Source organism: Sagittula sp. NFXS13 (genome assembly GCF_040148795.1).
In the GTDB taxonomy this organism is placed as follows: Bacteria; Pseudomonadota; Alphaproteobacteria; order Rhodobacterales; family Rhodobacteraceae; genus Sagittula; species Sagittula marina.
The window spans coordinates 183,728-195,803 of record NZ_JAGEMH010000002.1; the positions used below are offsets into that span (position 1 = coordinate 183,728).

Here is a 12,076-nt window from a genome sequence, read left to right on the forward strand (position 1 = left end):
ATAAACCCATCTCTCGCGGCGGCGCGTCGCGGCCCCCACACACAGGCTGCCAGCCATGACCACGCTTCCCACCCACACCGACACGCGGCTCGGTCTCGTCATCGACCTCGACACCTGCGTTGGTTGTCATGCCTGCGTGGTGGCCTGCAAAGGCTGGAACACGCAGAACTACGGCGCGCCGCTGTCGGATCAGGACCCCTATGGCGCGGACCCCTCCGGCACCTTTCTCAACCGTGTGCACAGCTACGAGGTCACGCCCGACGATGGCCCGGCACAGCTGGTGCATTTCCCCAAAAGCTGCCTGCATTGCGAGGACGCCCCCTGCGTCACCGTCTGCCCCACCGGAGCCAGCTACAAACGCAGCGAAGACGGCATCGTTCTGGTCAACGAATCCGACTGCATCGGTTGCGGCCTGTGCGCCTGGGCCTGCCCCTATGGCGCGCGTGAGCTGGACGCCGCCGAAGGCGTGATGAAGAAATGCACCCTTTGTGTCGACCGCATCTACAACGAAAACCTGCCAGAGGAGGACCGCGTGCCCGCCTGCGTGCGCACCTGCCCTGCGGGCGCGCGGCACTTTGGCGACCTGTCCGACCCGAATTCCGCAATCTCGGCGTTGGTCGAGCAGCGCGGCGGCTTTGATCTGATGCCGGAACAGGGCACAAAGCCGGTGAACAAATACCTTCCACCGCGTCCCAAGGACACATGGGAGGCGGAAACCGATGTGCTCGCGCCTTTCCTCGCCCCGGTGGCCGAAGACGCGCGCGGCTTTCTCGGCTGGATCGACCGGACGCTCTCGAAACTCTGACCCCGCCACACCGCAGCGCGAATCCCGCCTGCGCTCAAAGGACCAAGGATGCACCCAGCCCCGTCACTTATCGCTTTCACCACGCTCTCCGGTCTGGGGTTCGGCATGCTGTTCTGGCTTGGCGTCGATGCGACGCCGCCCACGGGCTGGGCCGCTTTCGTGTTCTACGTCATCGCCTATGCCCTGAGCCTCGCGGGCCTCGGCGCATCGGCCCTGCATCTTGGACAGCCCAGCCGCGCACTGAAGGCCTTCACCCAATGGCGCAGCAGCTGGCTGTCGCGCGAAGCCTGGGCCTCCCTCGTGGCGCTGACGGTGAACGCGCTCTATGCCGCGCCGCTGGTGTTCCTTGATCAACGGGTCGCGCCGTTGGGCTGGTCGGGCGCGGCACTTGCGCTGATCACCGTGGGCTCCACCGCGATGATCTACACGCAGTTAAAGACCGTCCCGCGCTGGCACCACTGGTCCACGCCCGTGCTGTTTCTGTCCTACGCGCTGAGCGGCGGCGCGCTGATGGCGGGCAAGGTCGATCTGGCGGTGTGGCTGATCCCCGTCACCGGTCTGATCCAGGGGGGCTGCTGGCTGGCCGGGGACAGACGCGGCACCACAAGCACGCTCAGCACCGCCACCGGCCTGCACGCCCCGCGCGCCTTCGAGGCACCGCACACCGGCGACACGTATCTGACGCGGGAAATGGCCTTTACCGTGGCGCGCAAACACGCTGAAAAATTACGCCTCATTGCGCTGCTGCTTGGGGCGATCGTGCCAACGGCGATCCTGCTGCTGCCGGTCAACCACCTCTTTGCCCTTGTTGCAGTGGTGTCGCATGTGGCAGGGGCTATGACAGCCCGTTGGTTGTTCTTTGCTGAGGCAAAACACGTCATGGGCCTGTATTACGGCAAGATCTGAGGAGCCGCGTTATGTCCTTCCTGCCGGGATTTGAAGAAGGCTGGCGCGATGCGCCACATTTCATGAGCGCTGTGACGCAAGACATCTGGGGGGACCGACGTCTTGACCGCATCCGCCGCCTCTATGCCGAGGACGCGGTGCTGCGCACACCCGAAGGGCTGCTGCGGGGGCGTGATGCGATTCTGGCAGAGGCACATGCGCGGCTTGCGGCCTTCCCTGATATGGACGTTCTCCCCGAGGATATGATCTGGGCACAGTCGGGCTACAAATCCTTCACCGCAGCAGAACGTCACTACGTCAGCGCGACCCATGACGGGCCGGGCCTCTATGGCGCGCCCACGGGTGCGCCCTTGGGCTACCGGATGCTGACCGACAGCTGGTGCCGCGGGGATGAGGTGGCAGAGGTCTGGCGCGTGACCGACCGGGCCGCGATCCTCAAGGCGCTGGGCCACACGCCGGAGGGCTGGGCCCGCGCCAGCATCAAGGCCGAGGGCGGGCCAGAGGATTGCGTCCTGCCCCTGACGTCGGAAACTGACCTGCCGCCGCGCCACAGCGCAACCGGCAACGAGGACAGCTGGGGGCAGGTTCTCAGCGATACGCTGCGCCGCATCATGGCCGGAGAGGTGTCGGTCATTGGCCGGCAATATGATCGCGCGGCAGAGCTGGCCTATCCCGGCGGCGAAACCGTGATCGGCCACACGGAGGCAGAGCGGTTCTGGACCGCGCTGCGCGCCTCGCTGCCCACGGCGCAGTTCACCGTGCAGCATGTGATCGGCGTCGAGGAAAAGCCCGAAAGCCCGCGCGCCAGTGTGCGTTGGGTGCTGGAGGGGCGCCACGATGGCTTTGGCCTGTTCGGCGCGCCCACCGGCGCGCCGCTGTTGGTGATGGGGATCACGCAGGTGGCCTTTGGTCCGCGCGGCATCTACCGCGACTGGACGTTGTTCGACCCGGCAGCGGTGTGGAAACAGATCCTTCTGGCCACCGGGTCGGTCTGATCGCTCAGCGGGCGCGGGGCCTGGCCCCGCCCGCCCTCATTTGCGGAACTTGTCGCGCAAGCGGCTGGAGCCGATGGCCACGCGGTCGCCTGCCTCGGTCAGGGCCGGATCGACGCGGCGCGCCCAGAATCGCTTCCACCGCGCCCAGATTGCCCAGAACAGCGCCGCCAGCAGCACCAGCACGATGATCGAGACCCACGGCACGATGAATTCATTCGGGTCCTCGACCTCGCGCAGGCTCACCGCGTTGGGGAACACCGTCAGGAATTCGTTGCGCCAGCCGTAATGCCGGATCGCCACCCAGCGCGGATTGTCGGCCGTGGAGCGCATGTCAGAGGCTTCGGCCTGCAGGTTCGAGGTGTCGAACTTGAAGTAGGGCGGCCAGCCCCAGCCGGTGTCCTCGTTGCGGTAGACCATGATGTCGCCGTTCTCGCGGCGGGTCTGGATAAAGAACACGTCCCGCGTCGGCACGGTGCCATCCGTGCCCACATCCGCCTGCGCCCAGAACCAGCTGTTTTCGCCGGGGTCGACACGCTTTTCATAGGTGTCCGTGATCCGCGCGATATCGGTCTGGGGCAGCGTGTAATGCAGGAACGCGGCCACCAGCAGCCAGAAGATCGCGATGATGAACCATTTTACATATCTCATGGCAGCGGCGGAGCCTTTCAGTGGAAATTCGTCAGGTAGATGATGACGGTCACCGTGACGAAGGGCAACACGTAGAGAACGGCAATCAGGCTAAGGTGGCGGATGCGGTCATATCGGGCGGTTTCCTCGGCGAGAAAGGTCTTCAGTTTGCGGTCGGAATGGTCGGTTTTCCAGTCCATCAGGATCAACCGCCGACGTCGCATGCGAAAGCTGAACCACAAAGCGATATAGAGCACTGTGGCAAACAGGAAAGCGATGAAGAAAAACCGCACAAAGGCCAGCATGTCCGTCCCCCTGTCCCCTGCCTGATACGCCCGCGCCGGAAAATCAACGACAAAGCGCCGCAAGGCGCGCATATGGCTCGGCAATGGGGCGTTGCGAGACCGCGCAAGGCTCTACCAGACTGCGGTTGTCCAACGACGCGGCGCAGTGCTCACCACCAGCGCCAGCACCGGCCCCCAGACCAGTGCCGCCTGCGCGCCCAGCATCATGAAATGTCGCCATCCGCCGGTCTGGATCAGCCACACGGCGCCCGGCGCCTCCAGCGTGTAGAGGATGGCGAACAGCAGGCTCGACAGCACCCACAACAGCAGCGCCGAAATCACGGCCTGAAAGGCGAGGCCGGGGAGGGTCTCTGGCATGAACCGCTCCACCATCCGGGCGACGGCAAAGGTCAGCGCGACAAGGATAAGCGTGGGGAGCAGCAAGCCTGTGATCATGGCAACGACTGTGCCGCCCCAAAGGTCAGGTTTCAATCACCTTGCGCGGTGGACCGGTCCGCTTCACGCTGTCGTCATTTCACAGGAGGAGAATTTCATGACCCGTACACTTATGATGAGCGCCGCTTTGGCGATGTCCCTGACAAGCGCCGCCGCCGCGGACGAGGTATCCGACCTGCTCACATCCGCGCAGGAGGCCTACGCCGCCGGTGACATTCAGTTCGCGCTCGACGATCTGGACATGGCCCGCGCCAAATTGCTGGAGCAGAAGACAGCCTCTCTGGGGGCCTATCTGCCGGAGGCCCCGGAGGGCTGGACGCGCGAGGTCAACACCGAGATGGGGCAGGGGCTTGCCATGATGGGCGGCGGCGTCGGGGCGGAGGCGACCTACCGAGGCGACGACCGCTCGGTCAAGATCACGCTGATGGCGGACAATCCGATGGTGGCCAGCATGTCCGCCATGATTGCCAACGCCGGGGCCATGGGCATGAAGACGGAGCGCATCGGCCGCCAGCGCTTTGCCACGCAGGACGGGCAGATGATGGCGCTGGTGGGCAATCGCATCCTCGTTCAGGCCGAAGGCGATACGGAGGTCGCGCGCACCCTGTTGGACAAGGTGGATTTCGGCGCCATGGCGTCCTTTGGTCAGTGATCGAAAGGCAAACGTAGGCCGGGGCGATTCCCGACCTACACCGCGTCGCCTTAGCCGACGACGTTGCCCTCCGGTCCATAGGGGTAGCCGGTGATGTTCTCATTGCCGTCCTCGGTGATGACCAGAATATCGTGCTCGCGATAGCCACCTGCGCCGGGCTGCCCTTCGGGGATCGTCAGCATCGGCTCCATCGAGATCACCATGCCCGGTTCCAGCACCGTGTCGATGTCCTCTCGCAATTCCAGACCCGCTTCGCGCCCGTAGTAATGCGACAGCACGCCAAAGCTGTGGCCATAGCCAAAGGTGCGATATTGCAGCAGGTCCCGCTCGGCAAAGAAGGCATTGATCTGCTCGGTCACACCGGAACAGCTTGCGCCCGTTTTCAGCAGGGAAATCCCCAGCTCATGCGCGGCGACATTGGCCTCCCAGATCTTCAGGCTGGCGTCGTCCACCTCGCCCACGAACAAAGTGCGCTCCAATGCCGTGTAATAGCCTGAAATCATCGGAAAGCAGTTCAGCGACAGGATGTCGCCGCGCTCCAGCTTGCGCGATGTCACCGGGTTGTGGGCGCCGTCGGTGTTGATGCCGGACTGGAACCAGACCCATGTGTCACGGTATTCGGCGTCCGGATAGCGCTTGGCAATCTCCAGCTCCATCGCGTCACGGCCCGCCATGGCCACGTCGATTTCACGCACGCCTTCGCGGATCGCGTCGCGGATGGCATAGCCGCCCACATCCGCCACAGCGGCCCCGGCCCGGATCAGGTCGATCTCGGCGGGGGATTTCATCATCCGCTGACGCATGGTGGTGGGGGCGATGTCCTTGACCTCGGAGGGCTCGAGGAAGCTGTCCATCAGCGCCTTTTGCACCAGCGTCAGGTGGTCGCCTTCATAGCCGATCACGCGGCCCGCGCCGGTCACCGACAGGATCGCGCGCCAGTAATTGTTCCGTTCCCAATCGGTGTAGGTGATGCTGTCGCCATGGCTGCGCCGCCAGGGCTGGGCCGCGTCGATGCCTGCGCTGATGGTGACGCTTTGGGTCGGCGTCACAACCAGCCCATAGGGCCGCCCGAACGCGCAGTACAAAAAGCCGGAGTAATAGGCGATGTTGTGCATGGAGGTGAAAACGCAGGCCTCCACCCCGTGCTCTGCCATGATGGTGCGCAGCCCGGTCAGCCGCGCCTCGTACTCGTCGGCGGAAAACGGAAGGGTGCGGTCGCCTTGATGGAAGCGGTAGAACTGGGGACGATCTGTCATGAGGTCTCTCCTGTCGGCAGCGCGGGGGTGCCTCCCCCTGCCGCACTGGCAAACGAAGGTCCGGGCGTACAGGACTGGATTGAGACAGGGCCGGTGACGCCATCACCGACGCCACAGTGTTGCGTGATTCCGCCCCCCGCTGGCAAGCCTTTTCTGCCCACAAAAAGGCGAGGTTACGCCTCCACGGGCCAGCCCCCGGCGCAAAGCGCCTTCGCAATGCGCGCGTCCGCATCGGGGCGGCTGTCGTCGATGGCGTGATCGCGCAGCCGCCACCACAGGTAGGCCGCGAAATCCGGCGCCATGTCCTGCACCTGCCGCAAGGCCTCCGCCGCGCCAAGGTCATGCACCCGCGCGGCGATATGGGCCACGTCGCTTTGTCCGAACATTACGGCAGGTTTGCCCAGCATGTAGCCTTTGACCGCCACGGCGGAGTTCTGCGTCGCCACATAATCGCAACCTGGCAGCAGCGCCTCTGACCCGCCAAGGCTGACCGTCAGGCGCGGAAACCGCCGGGTCAGCGCGTCCAAAGCTGTCATTTCAGCCTCGGAATACACTTCGCGGGGATGCAATGTCGCGCGGATCGGTCTTGAATCATGCTCCAGAACGGTGTCGATCATCGCGATGGGCGACATGGTCTGAAAGCTGCGCTGCTCCAGCAGGCGGCCTTGCAGTGGCATTAGCACATACCCCCCAAGCTCTGTCACCACGTCAGGAAAGTGCCTGTGCCGCAGGTTGCCCATGAGCCGCGCGGCTTTGCGCGGATTGACCTGCGCCGGGTCGAAAGTCGCCTGCGCCACGGGCCAATCCCAACGTTCCGCGCAGCGTTCGATGTTCCAGAAGGGCGCGAGGTAGGCCCGGCGAAACGTCAGCCCGCGCGCGGTCGGCGGGGAAATCATGCGCACAAGGCTATACCCGGGGCGCGTCACCGCCTCGGCCAGTTCACCGGGCGTGTCGGGCCGCAGCTCCACCTGCCAGCCTCGGGCGCGCAGCACCTCGATCAGGATGCAAAGGAACCGGGCCTTGCCGGTCTGCACCCGCGCAATCAGGTCGGGATACAGGTGCAGCCACGCGATCCTGTCAGGCACCGGTCTCGAACCAGAGTTTGTACAGCAATTGCACCCCGTCCAGCCGCGCCTTCTTCAGCTTGGCCAGAAAGACACGGTAGGCCAGCATGGGGTCGCGGTGATCCCCCCAGTTGTAGCCTTGCGGATCATCCCCCAGGATCTCCCACCCCACATCGCTGGGCGGCTCCTTGAGTGTGCGCGCCGCAGCCTCCATCAGGCAGATCCCCTCACCGCGTTTCAACGCATAGCGCGCGAGTTCGTCCGCCTGCGCCGCCATGAGCCAGGGCGCGCCGTCGCCGGAATGCGCGGCGGCAAAGGCCGCGGGCAGATCGAGGGAAAGCGCTTCGTCCTCCGCCAGAAGGTCGAAGCGCTCGGAGCTTATACGCTGAGGCACACGTATTTCATCTCCAGGTAATCCTCGATCCCGTGGTGCGACCCTTCGCGGCCAAGACCCGATTGCTTCACGCCGCCAAAGGGCGCCAGCTCGGTCGAGATGATGCCGGTGTTCACGCCGACGATGCCGTATTCCAGCGCCTCGGCGACTTTGTACACGCGGCTCAGGTCCTTGGCGTAGAAGTAGCTCGCCAGACCAAAGATCGTGTCATTGGCCATCTCGATCACGTCATCCACGTCGTCGAACTTGAACAGCGGGGCCAGCGGGCCAAAGGTCTCCTCGGTGGCGAACTTCATGTCCTGCGTCGCGCCGGTCACGATGGTCGGGCCAAAGAACGCGCCGTTCAACTCGTGATCCTCGGAGCCAAGGATCACGGTGCCGCCCTTCGCCTTGGCGTCGGCAATGTGTTCCTGCACCTTGTTGAGGGCCCCCTTGTTGATGAGCGGTCCCAGATCGGTGCCGTCCTCAAGGCCATCGCCCACCTTCATCTTGGACACCGCCTCGCGCAGCTTTTCGGCAAAGGCATCGTAAACGCCGCTTTGCACGTATAGGCGGTTGGCGCAGACGCAGGTCTGACCGTTGTTGCGGAACTTGCACTGGATCGCGCCTTCGACGGCGGCGTCGATGTCGGCGTCGTCAAACACGATGAACGGCGCGTTGCCGCCCAGCTCCATCGAGCATTTCATCACCTGATCGGCGGCCTGTTTCAGCAGGATGCGCCCCACTTCGGTAGAACCGGTAAAGGTCAGCTTGCGCACCTTGGGGTTCTCGCAGAACTCCTTGCCGACCTCGGACGACGAAGACGAGGTCACGATGTTGAACACGCCTGCGGGAATGCCTGCGCGCTCTGCCAGGACGGCCAGCGCCGTGGCGCTCAGCGGTGTTTCCGCCGCGGGACGGCCGACAAATGCACAGCCCGCCGCCAGTGCGGGGCCAGCCTTGCGGGTGATCATCGCGGTGGGGAAGTTCCATGGCGTGATGGACGCCGCCACACCGATGGGCTGCTTCATCACCATGATGCGCTTGTCGCGCTGGTGGCCGGGGATGGTCTCGCCGTAGACGCGCTTGGCCTCTTCTCCGAAAAACTCGATGAAGCCCGCGCCATAGGCGATCTCGCCGCGCGACTCGGCCAGTGGTTTGCCCTGCTCGGCGGTCATGATGATGGCGAGGTCTTCCTGGTTTTCCATCATCAGGTCGAACCACTTGCGCATCACCTGCGCGCGCTCCTTGCCGGTCCACTTGGCCCAGTCCTTCTGCGCGGTATAGGCGGCGTCGACAGCGCGCGCCACGTCATCCCGGTCGAGGTCGGTCATCTGCGCGATGACGTCGCCCCGCGCCGGGTTGGTCACGTCGAATGTCTTGTCGCTCTCGACGAATGCGCCGTTCACATAGGCGCGCGGCTCCACGAGCGACGGGTCGCTCAGCAGGCTCTTGAGATCGGTGGCTTGGTCCAGCATGGTGTTACTCCGCGATTATGCCTTAGCCTGACCATCTAGGGCGGTAAAAGTACAGGACCAAGTCATGACAGACGACCTCTCCGACGCCTATGAAAACGGGGCCTATATCGCGAACGCGGCAGCCTATCCTGAGGAATGGGCACGCGCAGCCAGGCTGTACCGCGCCCAACTGACCGAGCAGGGGCTGGCGCGGCTGGACCTGCCCTATGGCGATGGCGCGCGCGCGCAGCTTGACCTGTTCCTGCCATCGGGCACGCCCAAGGGCCTGATCGTCTTTGTCCACGGCGGCTACTGGAAAGCGTTTGATCGCAAGACATGGTCCGACCTCGCCGAAGGTGCGCGGGCGCGGGGGTGGGCCGTGGCGATGCCATCATATGATCTGTGCCCGGATGTGCGGATCGTCGAGATCACCCGGCAGGTGGCCCGCGCCGTGGTGGCCGCCAGCGCCGAGGTCGCAGGACCGATCCGTCTGGTGGGCCATTCGGCAGGCGGGCATCTGGTGGCGCGCATCGCGGTGCCGGGCGTGCTGCCCGATGAGGTGGCCGCGCGGGTGGTGGGGGTCATGCCGATCTCGCCGCTCTCCGACCTGCGCCCCTTGATGCTGACCGCCATGAACGAGGTGCTGCGCATCGACCCGGCGGAGGCCACGTCCGAAAGTCCCGTACTGTTGCCGCGCCCGTCGGCCAAGGTCACTGTCTGGGTCGGCGCAGAGGAACGCCCCGCCTTTCTCGATCAGGCAAAATGGATGTCGACAGCATGGAATTGTCAGCTGACAATTTCGCCCGAGCATCACCATTTCAACGTGATTGAACCCCTCTCGGAGCCTTACAGCGCCTTGGTGGAGGCGTTGCTGGGGCTGGCCTAGGTCGGGCTGGGGATACTGCAGAACCTTCATCCAATTGACATGCGGCTGTTACACCCCGCGCGCAGAGCGTCGCGGATAGATGATAACAGGGGGACACCCAGTGATCCGCACGCTTTACATGACCAGCGCCCTCGCGCTGGTGGCCGGCTCCGTCGCAGCCCAAGACCAAGCCGAGATGAACTTCAACCGCATCGCGGCCTTTCCCACGTGGAAGAACATGGCCGAGGGCGAAGACACGCAGCGCGAAACCTCGTCCGAGATCATCGCCGCCACTGCGGATGGGATGACACTGGTCTACACCGACAGCCCGCTGGGCGTTCTGGGCCGTATCGACATTACAGAGCCCGCCAACCCGCAGCCGCTGGGCAATATCGACCTTGGCGGCGAGCCGACCTCGGTTGCCGTGGCCGGTGACTTTGCCATCGTCGGGGTGAACACCTCGGAAAGCTACACCGATCCGTCGGGCTACCTGGGCGCCGTGAACATCGAGACCGGCGAGATGGTCGGCCAGTGTGATCTTGGCGGTCAGCCCGACAGCGTCGCCGTAGCCAAGGATGGGACCTTCGCCGCCGTGGCAATCGAGAACGAGCGCGACGAGGATCTGGGTGACGGTCGCACAGGCCAGCTGCCCGCAGGGTTCCTCGTGACCGTTGGCCTGTCCGACGGCGGGCTGGACTGCGACACGCTGAACACCATCGAGATGACCGGTCTGGCAGAGATCTCCCCCGAAGATCCCGAGCCGGAATTCGTCGACATAAACAGCCTGGGCGAGATCGTCGTCACGCTGCAGGAGAACAACCACATGGTTGTCGTCTCTGCCGAGGGCGAGGTGCTGAACCACTTCCCCGCCGGGGCCGTGGACCTGACGGAGATCGACACCATCGACGAGCGCGGCTCGCTCGACTTTGACAAGACGCAGGAGGGACGCAAGCGCGAACCCGACGCGGTGAAGTGGCTGGACGACGATCACTTTGCCATCGCGAACGAGGGCGACATGGACGGCGGTTCGCGGTCCTGGTCGGTGTTCAACAAGGATGGCACCCTCGTCTACGAGGCGGGCAACACGTTTGAACATGCGCTGATCCAGATCGGCCACTACCCGGACAAACGCTCTGACGCGAAGGGCGTGGAGCCGGAGTCGGTCGAGGTCGGCACCTTCAACGGCACGCCCATGGCGTTCATCGGGTCGGAGCGCGGCTCTGTGGTGGGTGTTTATGACGTCACCGATCTGGCGAACCCGGTTCTGACACAGCTGCTGCCATCGGGCATCGCGCCCGAAGGCTTCGTGGCCCTGCCGGATCGCAACCTGCTGGTCTCCGCCAACGAAGGCGACCTGATCGAAGACGGCGGCGTGCGCAGCCACGTCATGATCTACGAATACCAGCAGGCGCCTGCGGCCTATCCGCAGCTGACCTCCGAGGGCGCGGACGAGCTGATCGGCTGGGGCGCGATCTCTGGCATGGTGGCGGATGCGGACGGCGTGGTCTGGGCGGTGAACGACAGCTTCTACGGCTACCAGCCGTCGATCTTCAAGATCGACACGACGCAGACACCGGCCCGCATCACCGACGTGATCCGTGTGACCCGCGCCAATGGCGACGCAGCGCAGAAGCTCGACCTCGAAGGCATCACGCTGGACGGCGAAGGCGGCTTTTGGCTGGCCTCTGAGGGGCGCACCGACCGGGTGATCCCGCATGCACTGTACCACGTGAACGCCGACGGCGTGATCGAGGATGAAGTGGGCCTGCCGGCTGAACTGATGGCAGTCGAAAAACGCTTTGGGTTTGAAGGCGTTACCCTGATGGATGGCACGCTTTGGATGGCTGTGCAGCGTGAGTGGGCGGACGACCCCAAGGACCATGTGAAGCTGGTCTCCTACACCCCCGAGACCGGGGAGTGGGGCGCGGTTCTGTACCCCAAGGCAACGCCGGACACCGGATGGGTCGGCTTGTCCGAGATCACCGCGCATGGCGATCATGTCTATGTCATCGAGCGTGACAACCAGATCGGCGAAGCGGCGGTGACCAAGAAGATCTACCGCATCCCCGCCGCCGAGATGGTCCCCGCCGCGCTGGGCAGCGACCTGCCGGTGGTGACCAAGGAAAAGGTCGCAGACCTGATCCCCGCGTTGCAGGCACAAGGCGGCTACGTGGTCGACAAGGTCGAAGGTCTGGCGATCTTCGAGGACGGATCCATCTGGGCGTCGACCGACAACGACGGTGTGGACGACAGCTCTGGCGAGACGTTTTTCTGGAAGGTCGAGACCGAGACGCAGGCTTACTGATCCGGGTCATCATCTGAACCATGGGGCGCCT

General features: G+C 64.5%; 13 protein-coding genes. 6 read left to right on the forward strand and 7 right to left on the reverse strand.

The features are described from left to right. Positions 1-55 precede the first annotated feature (55 nt). Genes J4E08_RS05220 through J4E08_RS05230 form a run of 3 tightly spaced genes read left to right on the forward strand, consistent with a single transcriptional unit; the run spans position 56 to position 2,706 of the window. Entirely contained in the window at positions 56-805 is a 750-nt protein-coding gene (locus J4E08_RS05220) for a 4Fe-4S dicluster domain-containing protein (protein ID WP_349537587.1), read from the forward strand. Positions 806-853: 48 nt separating this feature from the next. Further along, complete coding sequence (locus J4E08_RS05225) at positions 854-1,711, forward strand: dimethyl sulfoxide reductase anchor subunit family protein (RefSeq protein WP_349537588.1); 858 nt, start codon at positions 854-856, stop codon at positions 1,709-1,711. Positions 1,712-1,722: 11 nt separating this feature from the next. After that, positions 1,723-2,706 carry a nuclear transport factor 2 family protein gene (locus J4E08_RS05230; protein ID WP_349537589.1) on the forward strand — a complete coding sequence of 328 codons (984 nt, stop codon included), beginning with the start codon at positions 1,723-1,725 and terminating at the stop codon, positions 2,704-2,706. A 36-nt stretch (positions 2,707-2,742) separates the two neighbouring features. Here the strand turns inward: J4E08_RS05230 and J4E08_RS05235 are convergent, their stop codons facing one another. From J4E08_RS05235 to J4E08_RS05245, 3 genes are all read right to left on the reverse strand, one after another. After that, positions 2,743-3,354 (reverse strand): DUF1523 family protein, encoded by a 612-nt coding sequence (locus J4E08_RS05235; RefSeq protein WP_183962498.1) that lies wholly within the window; start codon positions 3,352-3,354, stop codon positions 2,743-2,745. A 17-nt stretch (positions 3,355-3,371) separates the two neighbouring features. After that, entirely contained in the window at positions 3,372-3,638 is a 267-nt protein-coding gene (locus tag J4E08_RS05240) for a hypothetical protein (protein WP_183962499.1), read from the reverse strand. A 111-nt stretch (positions 3,639-3,749) separates the two neighbouring features. Then, positions 3,750-4,073 carry a hypothetical protein gene (locus tag J4E08_RS05245; protein WP_349537590.1) on the reverse strand — a complete coding sequence of 108 codons (324 nt, stop codon included), beginning with the start codon at positions 4,071-4,073 and terminating at the stop codon, positions 3,750-3,752. Between the two features lie 97 nt (positions 4,074-4,170). Between J4E08_RS05245 and J4E08_RS05250 the strand changes: the two genes are divergently transcribed. Beyond that, positions 4,171-4,725, forward strand: coding sequence for a hypothetical protein (locus tag J4E08_RS05250; RefSeq protein ID WP_349537591.1), 555 nt, complete (start codon positions 4,171-4,173; stop codon positions 4,723-4,725). A 50-nt stretch (positions 4,726-4,775) separates the two neighbouring features. Here J4E08_RS05250 and J4E08_RS05255 read toward each other — a convergent pair whose 3' ends face one another. The 4 genes from J4E08_RS05255 to J4E08_RS05270 form a co-directional block, all read right to left on the reverse strand. Next, the gene (locus J4E08_RS05255) at positions 4,776-5,981 is read right to left on the reverse strand and encodes a M24 family metallopeptidase (RefSeq protein ID WP_349537592.1); all 1,206 of its coding nucleotides are present in this window, start codon (positions 5,979-5,981) and stop codon (positions 4,776-4,778) included. Positions 5,982-6,154: 173 nt separating this feature from the next. After that, positions 6,155-7,066: a hypothetical protein gene (locus J4E08_RS05260; RefSeq protein WP_349537593.1), complete on the reverse strand. Its 912-nt coding sequence runs from the start codon at positions 7,064-7,066 to the stop codon at positions 6,155-6,157. Beyond that, positions 7,059-7,439 carry a hypothetical protein gene (locus J4E08_RS05265; protein WP_349537594.1) on the reverse strand — a complete coding sequence of 127 codons (381 nt, stop codon included), beginning with the start codon at positions 7,437-7,439 and terminating at the stop codon, positions 7,059-7,061. The genes J4E08_RS05260 and J4E08_RS05265 overlap by 8 nt, the downstream gene beginning before the upstream one ends. Then, positions 7,424-8,896 carry an NAD-dependent succinate-semialdehyde dehydrogenase gene (locus tag J4E08_RS05270; protein WP_349537595.1) on the reverse strand — a complete coding sequence of 491 codons (1,473 nt, stop codon included), beginning with the start codon at positions 8,894-8,896 and terminating at the stop codon, positions 7,424-7,426. Before J4E08_RS05270 ends, J4E08_RS05265 begins: the two co-directional genes overlap by 16 nt. A gap of 64 nt (positions 8,897-8,960) precedes the next feature. Here J4E08_RS05270 and J4E08_RS05275 point away from each other — a divergent pair, with 64 nt between their 5' ends. Beyond that, entirely contained in the window at positions 8,961-9,761 is an 801-nt protein-coding gene (locus J4E08_RS05275; protein ID WP_349537596.1) for a hormone-sensitive lipase, read from the forward strand. 118 nt (positions 9,762-9,879) lie between these two features. Next, entirely contained in the window at positions 9,880-12,045 is a 2,166-nt protein-coding gene (locus J4E08_RS05280; protein WP_502949251.1) for an esterase-like activity of phytase family protein, read from the forward strand. Positions 12,046-12,076 lie beyond the last annotated feature (31 nt).